Consider the following 25,486-nt stretch of genomic DNA (forward strand, 5'->3'; position numbering starts at 1 on the left):
GGAACACCGCTACACTGCCAAAATCGCGCGGAAGTGGCCGCTTTGCCTTGACATCGAGGCTTTGGTCGTTATGTTTCGCGCAACCTTTGGGAAGCCGAGCGTCTGCCATGCGCAACATTATTACCAAACTCCTTATCGCCGTCGTACCCAGGCACACCGCCGGGGGTGGCTAGCTGCCATCCACATGACAGGCGGTGTGCAGGGTCCCTCTTCGGGGCCTTTTTTATTTCCCGAAACCGAAACGAACGAAGCCGCTGCCAACAGCGCATCCGGAGCAAGACAATGAGCGACAAGAGCCACGATCCGAACCAGATGACCGGCGCCGCGATGATCGTCCGCGCGCTCATCGATCATGGCGTGACCGACATTTTCGGCTATCCCGGCGGCGCGGTGCTTCCGATCTATGACGAGATCTTCCAGCAGAGCGAAGTCCAGCACATCCTGGTTCGCCACGAGCAGGGCGCCGGCCATGCCGCCGAAGGCTATGCCCGTTCGACCGGCAAACCGGGCGTCGCGCTGGTGACCTCCGGTCCCGGCGCCACCAACATGGTGACGCCGCTGACCGATGCGCTGATGGACTCGATCCCGCTGGTCTGCATCTCCGGCCAGGTGCCGACGCACCTGATCGGCAACGACGCGTTCCAGGAGTGCGACACCGTCGGCATCACGCGTCCCTGCACCAAGCACAATTGGCTGGTGCGCGACGTCAACGATCTCGCCAAGGTCCTGCACGAGGCCTTCTACGTCGCGACCACGGGCCGTCCGGGCCCGGTGCTGGTCGACGTTCCCAAGGACGTGCAGTTCGCGACCGGCACCTATCATCCGCCGCGCAAATCCGACGTGCACCGCTCCTACGCGCCGCGCGTGAAGGGCGATGCGACGTTGATCCGCAAGGCCGTGGCGATGCTCGCCGGTGCCAAGCGTCCCGTGATCTACAGCGGCGGCGGCGTGATCAATTCCGGCCCCGAAGCGACCAGGCTGCTGCGCGAGCTGGTCGAGATCACGGGTTTCCCGATCACCTCGACGCTGATGGGCATCGGCGCCTATCCGGCGTCGGGCAAGAACTGGCTCGGCATGCTGGGGATGCATGGCACCTACGAGGCCAACATGACGATGCATGATTGCGACGTCATGTTGTGCGTCGGCGCGCGCTTCGACGACCGCATCACCGGCCGCGTCGATGCATTCTCGCCGAACTCCAAGAAGATCCACATCGACATCGATCCGTCCTCGATCAACAAGAACATCCGCGTCGACGTGCCGATCATCGGCGATTGCGGCAACGTCCTCGGCGACATCCTCCAGGTGTTCAAGGCCGAGGCGAAGAAGCCCGACATCAAGAGCTGGTGGCAGCAGATCGCGCAATGGCGCGCACGCAATTCGCTCTATTACAAGAAGAGCAACGACGTCATCCTGCCGCAGCACGCGATCCAGAGCCTGTTCGAGGCCACGCGCGGCAAGGACACCTACATCACGACCGAGGTCGGTCAGCACCAGATGTGGGCGGCGCAATTCTACGGTTTCGAGGAGCCGCATCGCTGGATGACGTCAGGCGGTCTCGGCACGATGGGCTACGGCCTGCCGGCTGCGATCGGCGTGCAGGTCGCCCATCCGGACAGCCTCGTCATCGACATCGCTGGCGACGCCTCGGTGCAGATGACGATGCAGGAGATGTCGACCGCGGTTCAGTACGAGCTGCCAATCAAGATCTTCATCCTGAACAACCAATACATGGGCATGGTGCGGCAGTGGCAGCAGCTGTTGCACGGCAACCGGCTGTCGCACTCCTATTCGGAGGCGCTGCCTGATTTCGTCAAGCTCGCGGAAGCCTATGGCGGCGTCGGACTTCAGGTGACCAAGCCGGCCGATCTCGAGGGGGCCATCAAGGAGATGATCTCGGTGAAGCGCCCGGTGCTGTTCGACTGCCGTGTCGCGGCGCTGGAAAACTGCTTCCCGATGATCCCCTCCGGCAAGGCGCACAACGAGATGCTGCTGCCCGAGCAGGCCAACGACGAGGCCACCGCCAAGGCGTTCGCCGGCGGCAAGGCCCTGGTGTGAGGCCATGTTCGACCTGACGGAGCTCGAGCGCGCACATGCGATCGTGGGGCAGGCGGTGCCGGCAACGCCGGCACGCGCCTGGCCGCTGCTCGCTGGGCGGCTCGGCACGGAGGTCGTCGTCAAGCATGAGAACCATACGCCGATCGGCGCCTTCAAGGTGCGCGGCGGGCTGGTCTATCTCGATCGGCTGAAGCGTGAGCGGCCGAACACGCCGGGCATTATCTCGGCGACCCGAGGCAATCACGGACAAAGCCTCGCCTTTGCCGCCGGTCGGCATGGCGTGCCGGCGGTGATCTACGTGCCACGCGGCAACTCGGTCGAGAAGAACCGGGCGATGAAGGCCTTTGGCGCCGAACTGGTCGAGCACGGCGAGGACTTTCAAGCCGCCCGCGAGGAAGCCGAGCGCCGCGCGCAGTTCGCAGGGCTCCATATGGTGCCGTCGTTCCATCCGGATCTGGTGCTGGGTGTTGCGACCTATGCGCTCGAACTGTTCCGCTCCGCGCCCGATCTCGACGTGCTCTATGTGCCGATCGGGCAAGGCTCCGGCATCTGCGGCTGCATCATGGCGCGCGACCTGCTGGGCCTGAAGACGGAGATCGTCGGCGTGCAGTCGACGGAGGCGCCGTCCTACGCGTTGTCGTTTGCCGCCGGCAAGATCGTGACGACTGCGTCCGCAAACACGCATGCCGACGGTATGGCGACACGCATTCCCGATGAGGATGCATTTGCGCTGATCCGCAAAGGCGCCTCGCGCATCGTCCAGGTCACTGACGAGGAGGTCGCTGCCGCGATCCGCGCCTACTGGACCGACACGCACAATCTTGCCGAAGGCGCCGGCGCTGCCGCGCTCGCCGCGGCGCTGCAGGAAAAGAGCAAGCTGAAGGGCAAGCGCGTCGGTCTCGTGCTGTCCGGCGGCAATATCGATTTCGATCTGTTCAAGCAATGGGTGGTCGCATGATGCCGCGAGCGCTCATCAAATACATAGCTGTCATCGTCCGGCTTGACCGGACGATCCAGTACGCCGCGGCAGATGTGGGGCCCACGATGCCGGTGATTGCTGGATGCCCCGCCTTCGCGGGGCATGACACGAAGGACAAGAGGGGACGATCATGAACCAGCCCGCATCCGCCTATTTCATCGAAGAGCGTCACGATCCCAACGAGACGCACACGCTCGCGGTGCTCGTCCAGAACGAGCCGGGCGTGCTGGCGCGCGTCATCGGCCTGTTCTCGGGCCGAGGCTACAACATCGAGAGTCTCACGGTCTCGGAGACCGAAGCCCAGAAGCACCTCTCGCGCATCACCATCGTCACCACGGGCACGCCGATGGTGATCGCGCAGATCAAGCATCAGCTCGACCGCATGATCCCGGTCTATCAGGTCGTCGATATGACCCAGACCCGCCGCTCGATCGAGCGCGAGCTGGCGATGGTGAAAGTGCGCGGGCAGGGCGAGCATCGCGTCGAGGCGCTACGGCTGGCCGATGCATTCCGCGCTCGCGTGATCGACGCGACCACCGAAAGCTTTGTGTTCGAGATCACAGGCAATACCGACAAGATCAACCAGTTTATCGATCTGATGCGCCCGCTCGGCCTTGTCGAGGTGTCGCGCACCGGCGTTGCCGCGATCGGTCGCGGGCCTGAGGGGATGTGAACCATGCTGGCGCGCGACTGGTACTATAACGAGCGGAACCGGATGGGCATCGAGCCCGCGGTGGCGTCGATCTACGACGCCCACGACGATGCCGATCTGCGGGCGCGCGCCGCACTGAAGATGCTGGGCGTCCAGCGCGGCTGGCGCATTGCCGATATCGGCTGCGGCAACGGCGTGCTGGCGACCGAAGCTGCGCTGATGGGCGCCGAAGTCGACGCCATCGACATCTCGCCGGCTATGCTGGCGCTCGCCGAGATCTATGCCCGCGACCGCAAGGCGCCCGTGCGTACCCAGTCCGCCGGACTGCTCAGCTTCGCCTATCGGCCCGAGTCTTATGATTTGATCGTCAGCGAGTTCACGCTGCATCATCTGCCCGATTTCTGGAAGGTCGTGGCGATGTCGCGGATCTTTCGCGCGCTCAAGCCCGGTGCGAGCTTTTATCTGCGCGACATCGTCTATGTCTCGATGCCAGATGCGGTCGAGCGCGATGTCGAGCAATGGGCCGACTACCAGATCAAGAACCACGATTTCTCCCGCGAGAGCGTGGTGACGCATATGCGCGACGAATATTCCACCTTCGGCTGGGTGATGGAACGGATGCTGACCGATGTCGGCTTCACGCTCGTCTCGGCCGACTATCACGCGCCGATGCACGGCACGTACCTCCTCCGCAAACCGAAAGCCGGCGAGCAAGGCTAGACCAGAAGAACAAGCAGGGCTGCACGACAGGGCAGAACCGGAAACAACAATGAAGCCGGCCGACATCCTCATCGCCCTCATGGTGGCGATCATCTGGGGGCTTGCCTTCGTGGCCAGCCGGATCGCGCTCGACGAGTTTTCGCCGGAACTGATGACGGCGATGCGCTTTTCCATCGCCGCGCTGCCGTGCCTATTCGTTCCGAAGCCGAAGGTCGCCTGGTCGCTGCTGATCGCGATCAGTTTTACGCTGTTTCTCGGCCAGTTCCTGAGCCAGGCCTACGGCATCGCTCATGGCGTGCCGGTGGGGTTGACGTCCGTCGTGGTGCAGAGCCAGGCGCTATTCACGATCGGTTTTGCCGCGGTCGCCTTCGGGGAACGGCCGACCGCGATGCAGGCGCTGGGCATAGCCATTGCTGCAGCCGGCTTGCTGATGATCTGCGGCACAGTCGGCTATGATTTCAGTATCAGCGCTTTTGCGGTGCTGATGATCTCGCCGATCTGCTTTGCGATCGGAAACCTCCTTCTGCGCGGCGCACGTGGCGCACCGATGTTCGACCTGTTCGCGTGGTTGTGCCTGACGGCCGCCGTGCCGCTGTTCGCGCTCGCGCTCGTCGTCAACGGGCCGGTCCCGACCTTCCACTCGCTGATCCATATGTCGCTGACGGGCCTGATCTGCCTGCTGACGATCGGTGCCGTTTCGACCAGCATTGCCTATTGGCTATGGGGCCGGTTGCTACGTGACTATCCGGCTGCGCAAGTCGTGCCGTTCGCGCTGCTGGTGCCATTCGTTGGCTCGGCGGCGTCGAGCATCGTGTTCGGCGAGCGGTTCGGGCCGCTGCGGCTCGCCGGGATGCTGACCGTGATCTGCGGCATCGCGGTGATGGTGCTGGTCAGGCGGCCCAAAGCGTTATCTGGCAAAAAGGCGTTATCAGGCAAATCGCTTGAGAAGACCGCGTGAGGTGACGATGGCCAACTCGCTGTTCTATGCCTTTCTCGCTTTCATGGTGGTGATGTATTTCACGCCGGGGCCGAACAACATCATGCTGATGTCCTCCGGGCTGACCTACGGCTTCCGCCGCACGATTCCGCACATCGTCGGCATCGTCCTCGGCTTCGCCTTCATGGTCGGCTCCGTCGGCCTCGGGCTCGGCACGGTGTTTCTGGCCTACCCGATCCTGCAGACCGTCCTGAAATATGCCGGCGCCGCCTACCTGATTTACCTCGCGGCCGTGATCGCCTTCTCCGGTCCGGCCAAGCCGGGCGAGGCAGACGGCCGCGGCCCTATGACCTTCTGGGGCGCGGCCATGTTCCAATGGATCAATGCCAAGGGCTGGGTGATCGTGATCGGCACCATCACCGCCTATGCGGCTATTGCCCGGTTTCCGGTCAACATCGCGATCCAGACCCTGATCAGCCTCCTGGTCGGCACGGTCTCGACCGTAGTCTGGGCCTTCTTTGGCACTGCACTACGGCCGGTGCTGACCTCGGAGCGGTTGGTCCGCGCCTTCAATATCCTGATGGCGCTCCTGCTGCTCGCCTCCCTCTACCCCGTTTTCATGGATGCATGATGTCGCGGATTTCCATGCAGAAACGGGTTTCCCTCAGGGGCCGAAATGCTCTAGACAGCCCCCGAAATCCGCAAATTTCACCCTTCGGACACTGACCATCGGCCACTTCTGGCCCTGAACGAGGAAACGACTATGCGTGTTTATTACGATCGCGACGCCGACCTGAACCTGATCAAGGGGAAGAAGGTCGCCATCGTCGGCTATGGCAGCCAGGGCCACGCCCATGCGCTCAATCTGAAGGACTCCGGCGTCAAGGACGTCGCCATTGCGCTCCGCAAGGACTCGGGCTCGGTGAAGAAAGCCGAAGCCGCCGGTTTCAAAGTGATGGAAGTCGCTGATGCTGCCAAATGGGCCGACCTCGTCATGATGCTGACCCCGGACGAGCTCCAGGGCGACATCTATCGCGAGCACCTGCACGACAACATGAAGAAGGGCGCCGCCCTGGTGTTCGCGCACGGCCTCAACGTGCACTTCAACCTGCTCGACCCGCGCGCCGACCTCGACGTGCTGATGATCGCGCCGAAGGGCCCCGGCCACACCGTGCGTTCGGAATACCAGCGCGGCGGCGGCGTGCCCTGCCTGATCGCGATCGCCAAGGACGTCTCGGGCAATGCCCATGATCTCGGCCTGTCCTACGCCTCGGCTGTTGGCGGCGGCCGCGCCGGCATCATCGAGACCACCTTCAAGGAAGAGTGCGAGACCGACCTGTTCGGTGAGCAGGTCGTGCTCTGCGGCGGCCTGGTCGAGCTGATCAAGGGCGGCTACGAGACCCTGGTCGAAGCCGGCTACGCCCCGGAGATGGCTTATTTCGAGTGCCTGCACGAAGTGAAGTTGATCGTCGACCTGATCTATGAAGGCGGCATCGCCAACATGAACTACTCGATCTCCAACACCGCCGAATACGGCGAGTACGTCACCGGTCCGCGCATTGTCACCGCGGAGACCAAGGCCGAGATGAAGCGCGTTCTCGCCGACATCCAGGGCGGCAAGTTCGCCCGCGACTGGATGCTCGAGAACAAGGTCAACCAGACCTCGTTCAAGGCGACCCGCGCCAAGCTCGCCCAGCACCCGATCGAGGAAGTCGGCGCGAAGCTGCGCGACATGATGCCCTGGATCAAGAAGGGCGCACTGGTCGACAAGTCGAAGAACTGACGGCATCGCCGTCATTCCGGGTTCGCGACTTTGTCGCGCCCGGAATGACGACTTGAGCACGCCAAACGAAGTCTTAAGTCTTCGCGGATATATCTGAGCGAGATCGCAAACAGCGGTCTCGCTCTTTCTGTCTCGCGCGAAGCATTGCTGCTTCATTCAAATTCTTCGCGAGTTGATGTGCTCTCAGAGAGCCAAGAACTGACGCTTAAACCACATTCTTGCGCTTGCGTCGTTTCGCAGAGATTTCTCGAAATCCTCAATCACCAAAAACGTAGCGTCCTCAGAGTTTAGGATTCGACTCTTCATCTGCGCTTTCAAGATATGAAGGATCGCGCGTCGCGACGTTCGCGCACCACGTCATCTTAAGAACCGAAACCCGATGCGCCTTCTTGCAGCCCGGCGTAGGCTCGAAAAAGCCTTTCGGTGCGCGGCTTGAGAATCCGATGGCATTGCGTTGGCGCAACCTTCCCCTACATTGACCGCGGGGCGCAAAAGGGGGGAATGATCATGAAATCTGTCGTCGTCACCGGTGCGTCCACCGGCATTGGCTGGGCCGTTGCGAAATTGCTGATCGGGCGCGGCTATCGCGTCTTCGGCAGCGTTCGCAAGCAAGCCGATGCCGATCGCCTGACCAGCGAGTTCGGTGCTAACTTCACGCCGCTACTGTTTGACGTGACCGATGAGGTCGCCGTGCTGGCCGCCGCCCGCCAGGTGCGCGAGGCGCTGGCCGGCGAGACGCTGGCGGGCCTCGTCAACAACGCCGGCGTCGCGGTCGCCGGTCCTGTGCTCGAATTGTCGGCCGACGATTTCCGCCGCCAGATGGACATCAACGTCATCGGGCCTGTCATCACGACGCAGGCGTTCGGGCCGCTGCTCGGCGCGGATCCCTCGCTGAAGGGGCCGAAGGGGCGGATCGTGATGATCAGCTCGGTCGCGGGTAAGAACGGCAATCCGCTGTCGGCGCCTTATTGCGCCTCCAAGCACGCGATCGAGGGCCTGTCGGAAAGCCTGCGCCGCGAGCTGATGCTGTTCGGCATCGATGTCATCGTCGTCGCCCCCGGTGCGGTGAAGACACCGATCTGGGGCAAGGCCGAGCAGACCGATCTCTCGGTCTACCAGAACTCGCCCTATTTGCCGGCCCTCAAGAAGGTCATGGCCTTCATGATGGAGCTCGGCGCCAATGGCCTGCCGGCCGAGCGCATCGCCGAGATCGTGTTCGAGGCGCTGACCGCGGCAAGCCCCAGGGTGCGCTACCAGATCACGCCTGACCCGCTACGCCATCTGATCGGCGCTGTGTTGCCGAAACGGACGTTCGACCGCATCATCGCCAAGCGGCTCGGATTGTTGCCGCAGAGCTGATCGACGCTCAGCTCGCTTCGGCCGTCCGTCCTCGTGGGTGGGCGGCCATCGCGATCATGCGGAGCGCCATCACGACCAGGAGCGGAATGAGGAATGCCGCGTAGAGCGGCATGGCCGGCACGCGCTTGCCGAACGACACCATGAACTGGAACCAGAGATAGTAGCCGCCGATGAGGTGCAGCGTGCGCCAGGCGCGCGGTCCGATCAGCGCGGCCGTGCGGTCGAACGAGGTCGCGCTCATGGCGATGATCGCGGCATAGCCGATGCCGCCGAAGATGTAGGAGGCCACCGAGGTGGCGTCCGCGAATCCTGCCGGATCCATCCTGGCGAAAACGACGATCGCCATCGCATGGATGGCGTGGGAGACGGCAAAGCTAAGGCCTAGATAGCGGCGGTTGCGGCGTTGCCACCGCGTCCAGGCGTTGGGCCAGAGCCGGGCCAGCGCTGCGGCACTGAAGGCCAGACAGAACAACAGCAGCGAGCTGCGCGCCGTGAAACGGATCACCATGCGGACGCCCTCGACCTCGAACTGTCGCATCGAGGCGATCCAAAGGCTCAAGACGATCAGGCTCAGCGTGAGCACGGCGAGCAGCCGCCAGCCTTCGAACCAGGTGTGACGTTGCGACATCGTGGTGGTCTCCATCCGTTATGTAATCATCGATTACATTTCGGGCTAGCGCGATCGTCAATGGTGTAATCGATGCTTACATTCACGTTCGAGTGATGCTAGAAGGCGCCATGCCTGTCCGCCAAAAAAACTCAAAGCCCAGCGCCCGTCGCCGGACTCCCGAAGCCCGGCCCTATCACCATGGTGACCTGCGCCGCGTGCTGATAGATGCTGCGTTGCAACTGGCGGCCGAGGGGGCCGAGGTCTCGGTGCGCGAGGCCGCGCGCCGCGCCGCGGTGTCGCCGGCGGCGCCATTCCGGCACTTTCCCAACCGCGACGCCTTGATGGCGGCGGTGGCTGAGGAGGCGCAGCGGCGCTTCCGCGTCGAGATCGAGGCTGCGCTGGCGGAAGCAGCCTCCGCCGACCCGCTGGCGCGATTCCGCGCCTTCGGCGTCGCCTATGTGCGCTGGGCGATGCACAACCCCGCGCATTTCGAGATCATCTCCACGGGACGCTATTTCGCGTATGACAGCTCGGCCGAATTGACCCGCGACAATGCCGAGCTCGTCGCATTGACCGAACGGATGCTGGCTGAAGCGGCCTCGCAGGGCCTGCTGCGGTCGGCGGATCTGAAACGTATCCTGATTGCCGGCCGCGCTCTGATCTACGGCTTTGCCCGTATGAATCTCGACGGCCATTTCCCGCGCTGGGGCGTGGAGGAGGGGCAGATCGAGCGGATGGCGGAGGAGGTAATCGATCTGTTCATTGCCGGGATCGCCAAGGGGTAGGCGCCTCGACGGTCCAGCTGCTGCTCAAATTGGCGTTGGCGGGTGACGCGGCGCCGCATACACTGCCGTGCATATTTTTCTCGTTTCCGACATTATGATGCTTGCCAAAGATGGATCGACGCACATTTTTTCTGGCGGCCGGCACCTTGCCGATCTGGACGAACCCGGCCCTCGCTCAATCGACGCGGCCGACGATCGGCTTCCTCGCCAGCGGTTCGCCAGAGACCTTTGTCACGGTGGTGACCGGCTTCGAGGAAGGGCTCAAAGCCGCCGGGCTGGTTGCGGGCAGTAACGTCGTCATCGAATATCGCTGGGCTGAGGGGCAGTTCAAGCGGTTGCCCGAACTGGCGGCCGAACTGGTCCAGAAGCAGGTCGACGTGATCGTCACCATGGGTGGCAACGTGGCCGTGCTTGCGGCCAAGCGAGCGACATCCGTTATTCCCATCGTCTTTCTCACAGGGGACGATCCCGTCTCCACGGGCTTGGTCGAAAGCCTGAACCGGCCTGGTGGTAACGTCACTGGTGTGACCTGGCTCGCCGGAGAGCTTGGGGCCAAAAATCTCGAGCTGGTCAGCGAGTTGGTCCCGGCCGCGACCACGATCGGCGTCTTGGTGAACCCGAACCGGCCGACCGCAACTGCCCAGCTCGAAAGCGCAAAGGAGGCGGCCAAAGCCATTGGAAAGAGCCTGCTCGTGCTCAAGGTCAGTCAAAAGGACGATATCGACAAGGCCTTTGCCGACATCGCGCAGGCCCGCGTCGAGGCGCTGTTCGTGACAGTTGATCCAGTCTTCATCGTAAATCGCGTCCAGATCATCGAAGCCTCGGCGAAACAGCGGGTGCCGACCCTGTACTTCCAGCGCGAATTCGTCGATCTCGGCGGCCTCGTGAGCTACGGGGCCAGCGCGCACGACGCCTCGCGTCTCGTCGGCGGCTATGCGGCGCGGATCCTGAAGGGGGCCAAGCCGGTCGATCTTCCCATTCAGCGTTCGACCAAGATCGAGACGATCGTCAATTTGAAGACCGCCCGATCGCTGGGCATGACGATTCCGCCAAACCTGCTCGCCCGGGCCGACGAGGTGATCGAGTAGCTGGTCGCGTTTCGCGGTCGCCTCGGGCTGGGGATGGGCATTGCGGTGCGGCCTTTCGCCGTCCGCTAACATTAAGCGAAGGTTGCATCGCCACGCGCGTTGCCTGTCCGTGACCGTTCCGTTACAGTTTTGTGACACGGTGCAGCCGGCTGCGCCGGACGCCCTGGCGGTCTTGAGGCCGGCCAACCGGCTTCGCGTTCCCGCGCCGGACTTAAAGTTCAGCGTGTCGTCGATGGCGTCCGCGCCCAATTCTGGTCCTTCTGCCACCACCGCCGTTCTGGCGAGCGTTGCCGCGCTCGGCATCTGGCGGCTGCTTGCGGTGGTCGCGCCGCATGTCGCTGCACTTGCATTGATGTACCAGACCGAGACCGATTTCGGCTCGCGTTTGTCCTTCCTGCTCGCCTGGGGCATTCTCAACTTTTTCTGGATCACGCTGTTGCGCCGGCCGGCGCTGTCGGGCGCATTGTCGCTTACTATGGTCGTGGTGCTGGTGCTGCTGTCCCAGCTGAAGCACGACGTCGTGCAGATGACGGTCAACTTCATCGACCTGATGATGATCGATCGCGACACGGTCGCGTTCCTGTTCACAATCTTCCCGAATTTGCGTTGGTCGGTGATCGGGGCCGGCCTTGTCACGCTGCCGTTGATGTACGCGCTGTGGTGGCTCGATCCGTTCCGTATCCGCCGCCTTCCGGCGCTCGCCTGCAAGCTCGCCTGTCTCGCCGCCCTGGTCTTCTATTCCGTCTATCATCCCGACGAAGCCTGGCGCGGCTATTACGACGACGGTTATCTTTCAAAGTTCTTCCGCTCCGGCGTCACTGCGGTCTCGGATTTCGTCCAGTACGGCTTCATGGAGTCGGCCGCCGCGACCAATGAACGCCTCAACATGCCGCTGATCGACGCCTGCCACCCGGCCGGCCGCCGGCCGAACATCATCATGATCCATGATGAATCGAGCTTCGACATCCGCGCCGCGCAGGGCATCAAGGTGCCGCCGGGCTATGGCAGCCACTTCAAGTCCTGGGACGGCAAGGAGCGCACCTTCCTGGCTGAAAGCAATGGCGGGCCGAGCTGGTTCACCGAATACAACGTGCTTGCAGGTCTGTCCTCGCGCTCGTTCGGCCGCTTTGCCTATTTCGTGACTCGCATCGCGTCGGGCCGCGTCGAGCGTGGCCTGCCGCTGGCGCTGCGCCGTTGCGGCTACGACACCATGTCGCTCTATCCTGCCTACGGCGGCTTCATGGGCGCGCGCAGCTTCCAGATGACGACCGGCGTCGAGCGCTTCCTCGACTCGCATGATCTCGGCGCGAAAGACGTCGAGCCCGACAGCTTCTTCTACGACAAGGCACTGCGGCTGATGGGCGACCGCACGCCGAACAAGCCGCTGTTCACCTTCATCTATCTCGGCGCCAACCATTTCCCCTGGGAGACGCGCTTCCGGCCCGACCTGCTGCCGAACTGGCGCGCGCCCGGCAACGTGCGGTCCATCGACGAATATCTGCGCCGCCAGGCGATGAGTGCCGAGCAATACAAAACCTTCGTCGCGGGCTTGAAGAAGAATTTTCCGGGCGAGCCGTTCCTGATCGTGCGCTACGGCGATCACCAGCCGGAGTTCGCCCCTGCTATCCTCGAGCCCGGGCTCGACGAAGGTGCGATCGGCAAGAAGCTCGACGCCTATGATCCGCGTCTCTACGCGACTTATTACGCGATCGACGCCGTCAATTTCGAGCCGGTGAAGAGCGACGCCGTGATGGACACGATCGACGGTCCCTATCTACCGCTGGTGATCCAGGAAGCTGCCGGTATCCCGCTCGACCCGTCCTTCGTCGAGCAGAGGAACATCATGTTGCGCTGCAAGGGCATGTTCTACGGTTGCGATGACGGCGCCGAGGCGCGCCGCTTCAATCGCCTGCTGATTGACGCCGGTATGATTAGGGGGCTGTAGCGTCGCAGCAACGGTTCCTGCTCAAGCGCGAGTCGCCGTCTTGAACGTGGTTGCATATTTCTGCTACGTTCCTCGCTGGTCGTTTTTTTGCAAGATCTTCGATTTTTTGCGGGATCTTTCATGGTATTACGTCTTCTTTCGCCGCAATTCCTCTTGCTCTGGGCCTTCATCGGCTCGACGCTCGCCGTGCATTTCCGCGGCAAGGTGCGACTCGGTTTCTGGCGGCAGTTCACCGATCATTCGACACTGATGGCGCCGTACAACGTGCTCATGTATATGTTCTCGGCGGTGCCGAACCGGCCGATCATCGAGGAGACATCGTTCCCCGAGATGAAGGTGCTCCGCGACAATTGGCAGACTATCCGCGAGGAGGCGCTCCTTCTGTTCGCGCAAGGCCAGATCAAGGCCGCTGACAAATACAACGATTGGGGCTTCAACTCCTTCTTCCGTACCGGCTGGAAGCGCTTCTATCTGAAATGGTACGATGAGCCGCTGCCTTCAGCGCTCGCCAACTGCCCCAGGACCGTCGCGCTGTTGAGCTCGATCCCGAATATCAAGGGCGCGATGTTCACCAACCTGCCGCCGGGCGGACGCTTGGTGCAGCATCGCGATCCCTTTGCCGGCTCGATCCGCTACCACCTCGGCCTGCAGGTGCCGACATCGCCCGGCGAGTGCCGCATCTTCATCGACGGCGATCCCCATACCTGGCACGACGGCGAGGCCCTGCTGTTCGACGAGACCTATCTGCACTACGCTGAGAATACCACCAGCGACGACCGGCTGATTTTATTTTGCGACATCGAGCGTCCGCTGACGAGCAAGGCGATGACTTCAGTCAACCGCTGGTTCTCCGATCACATCATCCGGGAAAGCGCGACCCAGAACGTCGAGGGTGAACGCGTCGGCTGGATCAACCGCATCTTCGCCTACGCCTATCAGGTGCGGCTGTTCGGCAAGCGGATGAAGGCCTGGAACAGGCGTGTATACTACACGGTGAAGTTCGCCTTGATCGGCGGCATCATCGCGGCCTTTCTGGCGACGGCGTTTGCGTAAAGTATCGTATTACGGTGTTGTAATCTTTCGAACGCGGACGCCGTTTTCAAACTAAAGTCTGAGCCGAACAAGGCCGAAATCACCGACTTGTAATTGGCAGGCCGCTCCGCTTCCCAAACTTCGTCACGATTTCTTCCATCATCCGCCAAGCGGCCGCCGTCGTCTTTCAGGCGGAGGGTCGTCCATCTCTGGTCCGTTTTCCTTGCAGGAGTATCGTCCATGCGAGCGCTCGATGCTGCGCGTCTTGCCTTTGCCCTCATGTTGCTCGGCCCGCCCGCTTATGCGGCCGAACCGGCGCACGACATCAAGGGCCTCTACCTCATGACCGACTATCCGGCGGTCACGGTGCGGCCGGGGACTACGACCAATGTGTCGCTGCGGTTGCAGGATTACGGTCTCGCGCCGGAGCGCTATCAGCTTTCGGTCGCCGGCGTGCCGAGCGGCTGGACCGCGACATTGCTGGGCGGCGGCCAGCCGGTTGGTGCCGCGATGCCGGCGCCCGATGGCAGTGTCGCGCTCCAGCTTCGGCTCGACATCCCCGCCACCAGCGATCTCAGCGCACATACGCTCACGGTCAAGGCCGAGGGGCAGGGCACCAACGCCGAACTTCCCATCGCCGTGTCGCTGGCCAAGGAGCTGCCCGCCAAGCTCAGCTTGAAGTCCAGCCTGCCGTCGCTGCGGGGCAGTCCGAAATCGAATTTCGACTATACGCTCTCGATCAAGAACGATTCGGGCCGCAACGTTGTCGCCAGCTTCGCCGCCGACGCGCCTGCCAATTTCGAAACCTCGTTCACCGAGGCCTACGGCACGCAGGAGCTGTCTTCGATCCCGATCGATGCCGGCCAGTCCAAGGACATCAAGCTGAAGGTGCGGCCGCCCAGCTCGACCTCAGCCGGCCATTTTCCGGTGAAGGTGACGGTGAAGGCGGGCGACGCTTCAGCCTCGACCGAGCTTGCGCTCGACGTGGTCGGCGAGCCGCAGCTCCAGATCTCCGGCCGCGATGGCCTGTTGAGCGCGCGTGCCGTCGCGGGCAAGCAGAGCTCGATCCCGATCGTCGTGAGCAACAGCGGGACGGCGCCGGCCGAGAATATCAGCCTCGCCGGCACGGCGCCGAACGGTTGGAAAGTGACGTTCGAGCCCGCGACGATCGATCGTCTCGTGCCCGGCAAGGACAGCGAGGTCCAGGCGCTGCTCACGCCCAGCGACAAGTCGCTGGCCGGCGATTATCAGGCCAATATCCGCGCCACGTCCAAGGGTGAAACCGCCTCGAGCCAGTTACGCATCACGGTCGCTACCTCGACCGTATGGGGCGTGGCCGGCGCCGGCGTCATCGGTGTCGCGCTGCTGTTGATGCTCGGGGCCGTTGCGAGGTTCGGACGGCGATGAACGAGCAGCAGAGCACGACCACGACTCCTCCCGTCATCCACGCACGCGGCCTGACCAGGCGCTACGGTGACACGGCCGTCGTTGACGGCATCGACCTCGACATCATCAGGGGCGAAGTGTTCGGCTTGCTCGGCCCGAACGGCGCCGGCAAGACCACGACCATCCTGATGATGCTCGGCCTCACCGAGATCTCATCGGGTGAGATCAGCGTGCTCGGCTTCAATCCGGCGCGCGAGCCGCTCAAGGTCAAACGTCGCGTCGGCTATCTGCCGGATGCCGTGGGCTTCTATGACCAGCTCACGGCGACGGAGAACCTCGCCTACACCGGCAAGCTGATGGGGCTCCCTCGCGCGGAGCGTGCGGGCAGGATCGAACAGGCGCTGAGGCGCGTCGGCCTGATCGACGTCGCGTCGAAGCGGGTCGCGACCTTCTCCCGCGGCATGCGGCAACGGCTGGGCCTTGCCGAGATCATCATGAAGCGCGCCGAGATCGCGATCCTGGACGAGCCGACATCGGGTCTCGATCCGCAGGCAACTCAGGAGTTTCTCGGGTTGATCGGCGAGCTCAAGGCTGAAGGCATCACGGTGCTGCTGTCGTCCCATATGCTCGATCAGGTTCAGCGCATCTGCGATCGCGTCGCGTTGTTCAAGGCCGGTCATATCGTGCTGATGGGGGCGGTGCCGGAGCTTGCGGTCAAGGTGCTGGGCGCCGGCTTTGTCGTGGAAGTCGAGGCCGAAGGTCCCGGGATCGCCAGGCGCCTCGCCATGATTCCCGGCGTCACCCAGGTCGAGACGCTCTCGGCCGATCGCTTCCGAATGACTGCGGAGCGTGACGTGCGACCTGATGCGGCGCGCGCAGTGGTCGCGGTTGACGGTTCCTTGCGCAGGCTGTCCGTCGACGAGCCGAGCCTGGACACGATCTACGCGCGCTACTTCCAGGACCACTCTGCGGGAGGCGTTCGTCATGCGGCGTGAGGGATCACCTTTCCAGGGAATGTCGACCGTCTTCGTCAAGGAGCTCGCCGACCATATCTCCAGCGTCCGGATGTTGATGCTGGAGCTCCTGATCGTCTTCACGGCACTTGCGGCCCTGTACGAAGCCATCAACAGCCTCAGGCAAAACACCGCCGAGGATCCGTTCCTGCTGCTGCGACTGTTCACGATCGACCAGGCGCCGTTGCCGTCCTTCGTCGCAATCCTCGGCTTCCTCATTCCGCTGATGGCGATTGGACTGGGCTTCGACGCGGTCAATGGCGAGCACAACAGGCGAACCTTGTCGCGTATCCTGGCGCAGCCGATTTATCGAGATGCCTTGTTGATGGGGAAATTCCTTGCGGCGCTCGCCACCATCGGAATCAGCCTTGCTGCCTTGTGGTTGCTGGTGATCGGCCTCGGCCTGATCTTTCTCGGCGTGCCGCCCGGCAGCGAGGAGGTCGCGCGATCGCTCGTGTTCCTGGCCGTGGCGATCTTCTACGCGGGTGTCTGGCTATCGCTGGCGATGCTGCTGTCCACGGTGTTCCGGTCGGCTGCGACCGCCGCCCTGGTCTCGCTGGGCATCTGGCTGTTCCTGACGGTGCTCTGGCCGATGCTGGCGCCGGCCCTGGCACAGGCGGTCGCACCGGCCGATCCGCGTTATGCGCTGCTTGGCCTGAACGATCCGGCGACTGCAGTGTGGACGCAGGAGCTGTTGCGGCTATCGCCGAACGACCTGTTTGAAGAGGCGATGCTTGCGGTGCTGTCGCCGACGACCCGCGCGCTTGGCCCTGTCTTCCTCGATCAGCTCCGTGGCGCCGTTATGGGCGCGCCGCTGCCATTCGGCGAAAGCGTCATGCTCGCATGGCCGCAGACAGTCGGCCTCGTCGCCGGCACCATTGTACTGTTTGCATTCAGCTATGTGCTGTTTCAGCGGCAGGAAGTGAGGGCATGAGCTGATTGTGTTTTGCCCTCTCGTCCTCCAGAGATGGGCACGAGGGGGTGGCTGGACGTCCCCAGCAGCCACCCCCTCAACTCCGCTTGTCGCCGCGCAGCCCTGTCGCGAAGCATTTTCGTCACTACATTTCATCGACACCTTCCTCGTGTCATCCCCCGAACGAGGGACGCGGCGAAAGACGAGGCCGGCTAATCGGGGACACCAGACAAGCCGAAAACGACAGGAGAACTCACTTGCCAATTTCCGTGAAGCAGATGTTGGAAGCCGCCAACGCCGCCGTGACCAAGATCACGCCGGCAGAGGCAAAGGAGATGATCGGCAAGGGCAACGTGCTCGTGCTCGATGTGCGCGATGCGCCTGAAGTCGAGAAAAGCGGCAAGGTTCAGGGCGCGCTGAATGTTTCCCGCGGCATGTTGGAATTCCGCGCCGATCCTGACTCGCCGTATCACGACAAGGCGTTTGCCAAGGACAAGCCCGTGATCCTCTATTGCGCCTCCGGCGGTCGGTCCGCCCTGGCTGGCAAGCTGCTCAAGGATATGGGCTACAACCAAGTCTACAACGTCGGTGGCTTCAAGGATTGGGTCGACGCCGGCGGCGCCGTCGACAAGTAGTCTGTGCGCGGGAGGGCCGGGCGTTGGGAATAGCCTAGCGCCCGCCGACCTTCCCCCACAGCCACTTCGCCACCGCATCTGGCGAGGAATTCGCGTCGTTGCCGCTGGCGCGCAGGTTTGCCTCGCGCATGGTGGTGATGTCGATCTTGCCGAGCAACGGGCTCAGTGCCGCCTTGAGCCGCTCGTCGCCGGCGCGCTTCGGCGCCAGCAGCAGGATGGCGTCATAGGGCGGGATCGCCTGCTTGGGATCGTCGAGCGCCACCAGGTTATATTTGGCGATCAGGCCGTCGCTGGTGTAGCCAGCGATCACGTCGACCTCGCCGCTCGCCACGGCCGCATACATGAAGTCCGGCTGCATCTGGCGCTGCGCGCTGAACTGAAGACCATAGGCCTTCTGCAGAGCCGCCCATTCCGGTCGCGAGAAGAACTCGTAGTCGCCGGCGATCGACATCGTCGAGGAATGCGCGGCGAGATCGGCGATGGTGTGGATGCCAAGCGCGTCGGCGCGCTTCTTCGGCATCACCAGCGCATAGGCATTCTCGAAGCCGAGCTCGCCGAGCAGGGTGATGTTGTCCTTGGCGAGCGCCGTCTTCAACTCCGTCACCAGCTCGGCGCGCGGCTTGATGTCGGTGCGGTGCAACTGATTGGCCCAGAGCGTGCCGGAATAATCGACATAGAGATCGATATCCCCGGCCTTCAACGCCCCGAAGATCACGCTAGAGCCGAGGCCTGACCGTGCGGTCGCTTGGAGGCCGGCCGCCTGGAGGCGGTCGCGAAGCAGGGCGGAGAGCACATATTGCTCGGCAAAGGTTTTTGCGCCGACCACATAACCGGCCGACGAACGCCCCATCGTCGGCACCAGCGTCGCCACAACCAGCGCCGCAATCCCGGTTGCGCCGAGCGCCGTCGACAGGCGGCCGCGCTGCCGTAGCCCGCTCTCGATCAGGCCCAGCAGTTGATCGACGGCAAGCGCGAGTAGGGCTGAGGCGACGCAGCCAAACAGCACGAACACCCAGTTTTGGGTCTGCAGCCCGGCAAAGATGTAATTGCCGAGGCTGGTCTGTCCGATCGGGGTTGACAGCGTCGCGGTACCGATCACCCACACCGCGGCGGTGCGGATGCCGGCCATGATCACCGGCAGCGCCAGCGGCAGCTCGACCATGACGAGCGATTGCCGCGCCGTCATGCCGACGCCCTTGGCGGCTTCGATCAATGCGGGATCGATGCCGTTCAGTCCGGTGATCCCGTTGCGCAGCACCGGCAGCATCGAATAGAGCGCCAGCGCCAGCATCGCCGGCAGGAAGCCGAACGCCGAGAATGAGACGCCGAACCACGCGAGCGTCACCGAGGCCACGAACAGCAACAGCGGATAGAACAATGCGAGCAGCGCCAGCCCCGGCACGGTCTGCACGATGCTGGCGAGGGCGAGCAGGACGGCGCGCGGCGCGGGACGGTTGCGCGTCAGGATCGCGAGCGGCAGGCTGACAACGAGGCCAAGCGTGAGCGCGGCGAGGCTCACCCGCACATGATTGCCGAGATAGTCGGGCAAATGCGACAGCGCCTCGCCCCAGCGCGGATCGTCGAAGAGGCTCATGCCGCACCGCCCTGGGGCAGCAGCGCGTTCAGCCGTTCGATCTGGCGCCGCGGCGTGCGCAGCAATTCCAGCACATAGGCGTCGTTGCTCGCTGACAGCTCCGCCGGCGTACCCTGGGCGAGCAGCCTTCCGCCGCGCATCACCGCGATCCGATCGGCGAGCAAAATCGCCTCCGTCACGTCGTGCGTGATCATCACGGTGGTCAGGCCGAGCTTGCTGTGCAACTGGCGAAAATCCTCGCCGAGAGCGTCGCGCGTGAGGGGATCGAGCGCGCCGAACGGCTCGTCCATCAGCATGATGCGGGGCTTGGCTGCCAGGGCCCGCGCTACGCCAACGCGCTGGCGTTGGCCGCCCGAGAGCGCTTCCGGCAGCCGGTCGCGATGGGCGGCACGGTCGAGCTGCATCAGCGCGATCAACTCGTCGACGCGCCCAGCAATCTCGGCTGCCGGCGCGCCGAGCAGCTTCGGCGTAATCCCGATATTGTCGGCGACGCTCAAATGCGGAAACAGCCCGCCGCTCTGGAAGACGTAGCCGATCCGGCGCCGCAGCGCGACCGGCTCGATGTCTTGCACGTTTCCGCCCTCGATCGTGATGGTGCCGCCGTCGGCCTCGATCAGCCGGTTGGCGAGCCGCAGCAGCGTCGTCTTGCCGGAGCCCGAGCCGCCGACGACGGCCAGAAACTCGCCTTCGGCGATGTCGAGCGAGACATCGTCGACGGCCCGGAGGGGGCCGAAGCTCTTGGTGACGTTTCGGTAGCTGATCGCCGGCTTGGAAGGCATCGCGGGTGGGCTCGCTGTTCTCTTACCCTCCCCTCCGGGGAGGGTGAAAGCAAGGCCGACCCATGCCTAGCACGCTTGGCGGCTTGATTGAACTTGGTCGCGCGAGCGGCTAAGGCATCAAGCAAAGTTCGGAGGAAAGACATGACAACGCCCGACGCAGTGGCGCTGGAGGATGCCAAGGTTGCGTTCCGGCTGGGGGACGGGCGGGTCTATACGGCGGTGGAGAAGGCCCATCTGACGATCGCGCAGGGCGAGTTCGTCGCCATTGTCGGGCCGACCGGCTGCGGAAAATCGACGCTGCTCAACGTCGCCGCCGGCCTGTTGAGGCCTGCCGCCGGCAGCGTCAGGATTTTTGATCGGCCGCTCGCGGGGTTGAACCGGGATGCCGGCTATCTGTTCCAGGCCGACGCGCTGTTCCCCTGGAAGACCGCGCTCGACAACGTTGCCATCGGCCTCGAGATCAGGGGCACCCCGCGTGCCGAGGCGCTGCCCCAGGCGCAGAAATGGCTGACCTCCGTGGGCCTCGGCGCCTTTGCGGGCCGCTATCCCCACATGCTCTCAGGCGGCCAGCGCAAGCGCGTGGCGCTGGCCCAGGTCCTGATCCGGGATCCCAAAATCCTCTTGATGGACGAGCCGTTCGGGCCCCTCGATGCGCAGACGCGGCAAGTCATGGGCAATCTGCTGCTCGATCTCTGGAACGCTGACCGCAAGGCCGTGCTGTTCGTGACCCACGATCTCGAAGAGGCCATCGCGCTCGCCGACCGCGTCGTGATCATGTCCGCGGGGCCGTCCTCGCGCATCATCGGTGACTGGCGTGTCACGCTCGCGCGCCCGCGCGACATTTTCGAGGTGCGGATGGACAAGGAGTTCCATGCGCTGCATCGCGAGATCTGGAGCGTGCTCAAGGACGAGGTGATGAAGGGCTACGCGCAATCCACCCATGCGGCGGAGGCGGTCTGATGTCGCGCGTCTCGCTGCTTGCGCTGCAAGTTCTGGTTGCGATCGTCTGCATCGCGCTGTGGCAGCTGTTTTCGAGCGTTCCTGTGTTCGGCAAGATCCTGCTGCCGCCGTTCTTCTTCTCCAATCCGGTCGACGTATTCAGCCAGATCGTGAAGTGGTTCGTGAGCGGCGTGATCTGGAAGCACCTGGCAATCACGCTCTGGGAATCGATTCTCGCCTTCGTGATCGGCTCGCTTAGCGGCGTCCTGGTCGGTTTCTGGTTTGCGCGGCAGCCGCTCGTTGCCGCGGTGTTCGATCCCTACGTCAAGATGGCCAATGCGCTGCCGCGCGTGGTGCTGGCGCCGATCTTCGCGCTGTGGCTGGGCCTCGGCATCTGGTCCAAGGTCGCGCTCGGCGTGACGCTCGTGTTCTTCATTGTGTTCTTCAATGTCTACCAGGGCGTCAAGGAAGTCAGCCGCACGGTGCTCGACAATGGCCGCATGCTCGGCATGAGCGAGGGGCAGTTGATGCGGCATGTGTATTGGCCGTCGGCGCTGTCGTGGATGTTCTCCTCGCTGCACACGTCAGTGGGTTTTGCCGTGGTCGGCGCGGTCGTCGGCGAATATCTGGGATCGGCGGCTGGCCTGGGCTATCTCATTCAGCAGGCCGAGGGCGTGTTCGACGTTGCCGGCGTGTTCGCCGGCATGTTCGTGCTGTCGGCCTTCGTCATCCTGATCGATTTTGGAGTGACGCTGGTGGAGCGGCGCCTGCTGGTTTGGCGGCCGACCGCGGACGGGCGCGGCTAGGCTGCCTTACTGCCGCTGACTTTTATGTGATCGAGCGGTCGGAATAGAATGCGCGCCCACGCGTCAAATCCCCATGCAACGACCCGCATGGGAGTTTTCGATGTCACCCCTACAGTTTCGCCGCGGACTGACAGCGCTAGCAGGCAGATGTCGATGGTCCAGGCCCGGCCTCGGCACGGTGCTCATTGCTGCGCGCATTCTGGTCGCGTTTGCGTTGCCTCCGCTCGTGTTCGCGCATGAAGCCCATCCGCCGGCTGCGTCGAGTGCCGAAGAACGGGCGTTCCTGGAAGAAAACGAAGGCGCCATGACGAAGATGATGAACGACATGACGCTCAAGCCCACCGGCGATAGCGATCGTGACTTCGTCGCAATGATGAACCCGCATCATCAGGGCGCGATCGACATGGCGGTGATCGAACTTCGCTATGGCAAGAACGAGCAGCTGAAGCGCATCGCCCAGGAAATCATCGTCGACCAGATGCAGGAGATCGCGGCCATGAAGCTCGCCATCGGCGAGCCGGCCACGGACACCACGCCTGCTCCGACCCAGTCGCCACCCACTCCCGTCGCAGCCGCTCATCATCATCCGGGCCTGCAGACGGACATGTCCAGCGAAATGAAGAAGTAGGAGCCGCAGATGATCACGTCACGAAGCAACATGATCAAGAGCATTTTCCTGATGGCGACCATGCTCGCTACCGGCTCTGCTTCATGGGCCGGACAGGCACCAGGCGCGCTGTCCGCTCCCGATATTCCGGTTAGCCACCACGATCGCGTTTACGCTGCGGAACAGTTCTCGAATACGGTCTCGGTCACGGACCCCGTTGACAACAAGCTGCTTGGCCTGATCCGGCTGGGCGACCCGCAGCCCGGTAATTTCAGCCCGCTGTACAAGGGGCAGGTGCTTGTGCATGGCATGGGCTTCGCGCCCGACCACAGGACGCTTGCCGTGGTGTCAATCGGTTCGAATTCGGTGACGTTCATCGATACCGCGACCAACGCGGTCAAGCACACGACCTATGTCGGTCGCTCTCCGCACGAGGCATTCTACACCCCCGACGGCAAGGAGGTCTGGGTTACCGTCCGCGGTGAGAACTACATCTCCGTCATCGATGCAAAGAGCTTCGCGGAGAAGAGCCGTATCACCACCCCGAACGGGCCGGGCATGCAGATTTTTTCGGCCGACGGCAAGTACGGCTACATCTGCTCATCGTTCAATCCTGAGACCGACGTCGTCTCAGTCGCCGACCACAGGATCGTCGCCAAGGTGAAGCAGGAGAGCCCGTTTTGTCCGAACATTGCGGCGACGCCGGATGGAAATCAGGTGTGGTTCACCCTGAAAGACGTCGGCCGCACCCAGGTGTTCAACGCGAAGCCGCCGTTCAATCTCATCACGACGATCGACACCGGCCCGATCACCAACCACGTCAACTTCGCGCATACGCCCAGGGGGACGTTCGCTTACGTGACGGTCGGTGGCTTGAACCTCGTAAAGGTATTCCGCACCGACGATTTCTCGCAGGTTGCGGCGATCCCGGTCGGCAATCTACCGCATGGCGTCTGGCCATCCGGCGACGGTACGCGGATTTACGTCGGGCTTGAGAACGCCGACGCTCTCGCGGCGATCGACACCGCGACCAACAGCCTCGTCACGAATGTCCCGGTTGGCCAGGCACCGCAGGCGATCGCCTATGTTCCAAACGCGGCGCCAAATCCGGACGACCGTCAGAACCTGCAGCCACTCGGCGTTGCCGGCCAGGTCGCTCATCTCTCGCTCACGTCGAAGGACGGTGCAAAGGACGGCAAGGCGCCCACCAGCGTGTCGCTGTTCGATCAGGGGCTGATCCAGATCCTGCAGGCTTCGGTCACGGGACTTGAGCCCAAGCAGAAATATGTGCTTGCGCTGGCGGAGCGGGGTGACGGGAGTGGCCACCTGCAGCCGCTGGCGGCGTTCATGACCAATCCGGCCGGATCGGCTATCGTCAACGCCGCTGGCCCGATCCGGCAGATCGTCGACCAGCCGTCTACTGCAGCCAAGCGTTATTTGGTGATTGCCGCCGGCGACGCTGCGATGCCCGGCGAGGCGGTCCAGATCGAGGCGCAATGACTTCGGCCAGGACAGCATCAGAAAGCTGGCGGAGCGCCTCATGAAGGACATGCTGGTTCAGGTCGAACCACTGATCCCCGCGCTCCGTCGCTATGCGCGCGCCCTCGTGCGCGACCGCTCGGCGGCTGACGATTTGGTCCAGGACTGTCTGGAACGCGCCGTCAGCCGCTGGCATCAGCGGCGCGACGGCAGCGTGCGCGCCTGGCTGTTCACCATCCTCCACAATCTGGCGGTCTCCCAATTTCGCCAGACAATAGCGCGAGGCAGGCATATGCCGATCGACGATGCCGGCGAGCAGGAGCTTGTCAGCGCGGCAGCGCAGGAGCAGAGGCTGATCTATCAGGATGTCCTGAGCAAACTTGCCAAACTCCCCGAAGAGCAGCGGGCCGTGCTGTTGCTCGTGGCTGTCGAAGATCTTTCCTACGCGGACGCTGCGGCAGTTCTCAACGTCCCGATCGGTACGGTAATGTCACGACTGTCGCGCGCGCGGGAGAGGCTGCAGCAGGAGATGGACAGCGTTGCACCGGGAAATGTCGTGGCATTGCGGAGCTTGAAATGAACCAGCGGCCGATCACAGAAGACGATCTGCACGCCTATGTGGACCAGGTGCTCGAGCCCGAGCGCCGCGCGGAGGTCGCATCCTATCTGGACCATCACCCCGACGTCGCCGGGCGCGTCGCGGCTTTCGCCACCCAGCGCGAGCAGTTGCGGGGCGCGTTGGCGTCAATCGCCGACGAGCCATTGCCGGCGGAGCTGAACCTGTTGCATATCATCGAGGGCCGGAAACGGCGTCCGCGATGGGCGTGGGGCATGATCGCAGCCATGCTGCTCCTCGGCCTCGGCGGTCTCGGCGGCTGGACCACGCGCAGCCTGCTGCAGGATGGTTCGAACGGACTGTCCTCGTTGGCCCAGGAGGCCGCCTACTCCTATAGCGTCTTTGCACCCGATCGCGTGCGGCCGGTCGAGATCAAAGCATCTAATAGCGCAGAGCTCACGCAATGGGTCTCCAACCGGCTGAAGCAGCCTATCAAGGTGCCAGATCTCTCGGCGTCGGGTTATCGGCTGATGGGCGGTCGGCTGGTTCCGACGTCGCGTGGCCCGGCGGCGATGTTCATGTACGATGACGATCGCGGCGACCGTCTCGTGGTGCTGACGCGTCCTATGAGCAACCCCAATCTGGCGACGCCGATGATGCCGCAATCGACCGGCGATGTCGCGGGTTTGGTGTGGGCGGAGGGCGGCATGGGTTACACGCTCGTCGGCCAGCTTCCGGGCGACGTCCTCAAGCCGATCGCAAACGAGATCCGTAAGCAGGCGCGCCCTATCTAGTACCGGAATCGACGGGTCCTTACGACCGTGCGAGCCG

The 25,486-nt window shown here is 63.5% G+C and carries 25 protein-coding genes; 22 read left to right on the forward strand and 3 right to left on the reverse strand.

Annotated features, from left to right (window positions below):
* Positions 1-282 precede the first annotated feature (282 nt).
* The 8 genes from Q0687_RS30150 (at position 283) to Q0687_RS30185 (ending at position 8,488) form a co-directional block, all read left to right on the forward strand.
* Positions 283-2,058, forward strand: a complete 1,776-nt coding sequence (locus Q0687_RS30150) for an acetolactate synthase 3 large subunit (protein WP_298885073.1) — start codon at positions 283-285, stop codon at positions 2,056-2,058.
* 4 nt (positions 2,059-2,062) lie between these two features.
* Positions 2,063-3,016, forward strand: coding sequence for a threonine dehydratase (locus Q0687_RS30155; protein WP_298885074.1), 954 nt, complete (start codon positions 2,063-2,065; stop codon positions 3,014-3,016).
* 151 nt (positions 3,017-3,167) lie between these two features.
* A complete protein-coding gene (gene ilvN, locus Q0687_RS30160; protein WP_298885075.1) occupies positions 3,168-3,710 on the forward strand; it encodes an acetolactate synthase small subunit in 543 nt (180 codons plus the stop codon).
* A gap of 3 nt (positions 3,711-3,713) precedes the next feature.
* Positions 3,714-4,409, forward strand: a complete 696-nt coding sequence (locus Q0687_RS30165; RefSeq protein WP_298885076.1) for a class I SAM-dependent methyltransferase — start codon at positions 3,714-3,716, stop codon at positions 4,407-4,409.
* Between the two features lie 49 nt (positions 4,410-4,458).
* On the forward strand, positions 4,459-5,367 hold the full coding sequence (locus tag Q0687_RS30170; RefSeq protein ID WP_298885077.1) for an EamA family transporter: 909 nt from the start codon (positions 4,459-4,461) through the stop codon (positions 5,365-5,367).
* Positions 5,368-5,374: 7 nt separating this feature from the next.
* A complete protein-coding gene (locus tag Q0687_RS30175) occupies positions 5,375-5,977 on the forward strand; it encodes a LysE family translocator (RefSeq protein WP_298885078.1) in 603 nt (200 codons plus the stop codon).
* Positions 5,978-6,109: 132 nt separating this feature from the next.
* A complete protein-coding gene (gene ilvC / locus Q0687_RS30180; RefSeq protein ID WP_008131520.1) occupies positions 6,110-7,129 on the forward strand; it encodes a ketol-acid reductoisomerase in 1,020 nt (339 codons plus the stop codon).
* Between the two features lie 507 nt (positions 7,130-7,636).
* Entirely contained in the window at positions 7,637-8,488 is an 852-nt protein-coding gene (locus Q0687_RS30185; protein WP_298885079.1) for an SDR family oxidoreductase, read from the forward strand.
* Positions 8,489-8,495: 7 nt separating this feature from the next.
* Here the strand turns inward: Q0687_RS30185 and Q0687_RS30190 are convergent, their stop codons facing one another.
* Positions 8,496-9,116 (reverse strand): hypothetical protein, encoded by a 621-nt coding sequence (locus Q0687_RS30190; RefSeq protein ID WP_298885080.1) that lies wholly within the window; start codon positions 9,114-9,116, stop codon positions 8,496-8,498.
* A gap of 110 nt (positions 9,117-9,226) precedes the next feature.
* On the opposite strand from Q0687_RS30190, the gene Q0687_RS30195 reads away from it, so the two are divergent.
* From Q0687_RS30195 to Q0687_RS30230, 8 genes are all read left to right on the forward strand, one after another.
* A complete protein-coding gene (locus Q0687_RS30195; protein WP_298885081.1) occupies positions 9,227-9,883 on the forward strand; it encodes a TetR/AcrR family transcriptional regulator in 657 nt (218 codons plus the stop codon).
* Positions 9,884-9,993: 110 nt separating this feature from the next.
* A complete protein-coding gene (locus tag Q0687_RS30200) occupies positions 9,994-10,971 on the forward strand; it encodes an ABC transporter substrate-binding protein (RefSeq protein WP_298885082.1) in 978 nt (325 codons plus the stop codon).
* A gap of 232 nt (positions 10,972-11,203) precedes the next feature.
* Complete coding sequence (locus tag Q0687_RS30205) at positions 11,204-12,916, forward strand: sulfatase-like hydrolase/transferase (protein ID WP_298885083.1); 1,713 nt, start codon at positions 11,204-11,206, stop codon at positions 12,914-12,916.
* Between the two features lie 120 nt (positions 12,917-13,036).
* On the forward strand, positions 13,037-13,969 hold the full coding sequence (locus Q0687_RS30210; RefSeq protein WP_298885084.1) for an aspartyl/asparaginyl beta-hydroxylase domain-containing protein: 933 nt from the start codon (positions 13,037-13,039) through the stop codon (positions 13,967-13,969).
* Between the two features lie 219 nt (positions 13,970-14,188).
* Positions 14,189-15,355: an NEW3 domain-containing protein gene (locus Q0687_RS30215; RefSeq protein ID WP_298885085.1), complete on the forward strand. Its 1,167-nt coding sequence runs from the start codon at positions 14,189-14,191 to the stop codon at positions 15,353-15,355.
* Positions 15,352-16,329 (forward strand): ABC transporter ATP-binding protein, encoded by a 978-nt coding sequence (locus tag Q0687_RS30220; protein WP_298885086.1) that lies wholly within the window; start codon positions 15,352-15,354, stop codon positions 16,327-16,329. The genes Q0687_RS30215 and Q0687_RS30220 overlap by 4 nt, the downstream gene beginning before the upstream one ends.
* Positions 16,330-16,348: 19 nt before the next feature.
* Positions 16,349-17,281, forward strand: a complete 933-nt coding sequence (locus tag Q0687_RS30225) for an ABC transporter permease (RefSeq protein WP_363324018.1) — start codon at positions 16,349-16,351, stop codon at positions 17,279-17,281.
* A gap of 236 nt (positions 17,282-17,517) precedes the next feature.
* A complete protein-coding gene (locus Q0687_RS30230; RefSeq protein WP_298885088.1) occupies positions 17,518-17,895 on the forward strand; it encodes a rhodanese-like domain-containing protein in 378 nt (125 codons plus the stop codon).
* A 34-nt stretch (positions 17,896-17,929) separates the two neighbouring features.
* Here Q0687_RS30230 and Q0687_RS30235 read toward each other — a convergent pair whose 3' ends face one another.
* Both Q0687_RS30235 and Q0687_RS30240 read right to left on the reverse strand, forming a co-directional pair.
* Complete coding sequence (locus Q0687_RS30235; protein WP_298885089.1) at positions 17,930-19,489, reverse strand: ABC transporter permease/substrate-binding protein; 1,560 nt, start codon at positions 19,487-19,489, stop codon at positions 17,930-17,932.
* Positions 19,486-20,268, reverse strand: a complete 783-nt coding sequence (locus Q0687_RS30240; RefSeq protein ID WP_298885090.1) for an ABC transporter ATP-binding protein — start codon at positions 20,266-20,268, stop codon at positions 19,486-19,488. Before Q0687_RS30240 ends, Q0687_RS30235 begins: the two co-directional genes overlap by 4 nt.
* A 141-nt stretch (positions 20,269-20,409) precedes the next feature.
* Here Q0687_RS30240 and Q0687_RS30245 point away from each other — a divergent pair, with 141 nt between their 5' ends.
* The 6 genes from Q0687_RS30245 (at position 20,410) to Q0687_RS30270 (ending at position 25,449) form a co-directional block, all read left to right on the forward strand.
* Entirely contained in the window at positions 20,410-21,228 is an 819-nt protein-coding gene (locus Q0687_RS30245; protein ID WP_298885091.1) for an ABC transporter ATP-binding protein, read from the forward strand.
* Complete coding sequence (locus Q0687_RS30250) at positions 21,228-22,013, forward strand: ABC transporter permease (RefSeq protein ID WP_298885092.1); 786 nt, start codon at positions 21,228-21,230, stop codon at positions 22,011-22,013. The genes Q0687_RS30245 and Q0687_RS30250 overlap by 1 nt, the downstream gene beginning before the upstream one ends.
* A 100-nt stretch (positions 22,014-22,113) precedes the next feature.
* On the forward strand, positions 22,114-22,641 hold the full coding sequence (locus Q0687_RS30255) for a DUF305 domain-containing protein (RefSeq protein WP_298885093.1): 528 nt from the start codon (positions 22,114-22,116) through the stop codon (positions 22,639-22,641).
* A gap of 9 nt (positions 22,642-22,650) precedes the next feature.
* On the forward strand, positions 22,651-24,120 hold the full coding sequence (locus Q0687_RS30260; protein ID WP_298885094.1) for a YncE family protein: 1,470 nt from the start codon (positions 22,651-22,653) through the stop codon (positions 24,118-24,120).
* A 40-nt stretch (positions 24,121-24,160) separates the two neighbouring features.
* Positions 24,161-24,679 (forward strand): sigma-70 family RNA polymerase sigma factor, encoded by a 519-nt coding sequence (locus tag Q0687_RS30265; protein WP_298885095.1) that lies wholly within the window; start codon positions 24,161-24,163, stop codon positions 24,677-24,679.
* Positions 24,676-25,449: an anti-sigma factor gene (locus tag Q0687_RS30270; RefSeq protein ID WP_298885096.1), complete on the forward strand. Its 774-nt coding sequence runs from the start codon at positions 24,676-24,678 to the stop codon at positions 25,447-25,449. The genes Q0687_RS30265 and Q0687_RS30270 overlap by 4 nt, the downstream gene beginning before the upstream one ends.
* Positions 25,450-25,486 lie beyond the last annotated feature (37 nt).

Origin of the sequence: uncultured Bradyrhizobium sp., from assembly GCF_936928535.1 — a bacterium.
GTDB lineage: Bacteria > Pseudomonadota > Alphaproteobacteria > Rhizobiales > Xanthobacteraceae > Bradyrhizobium.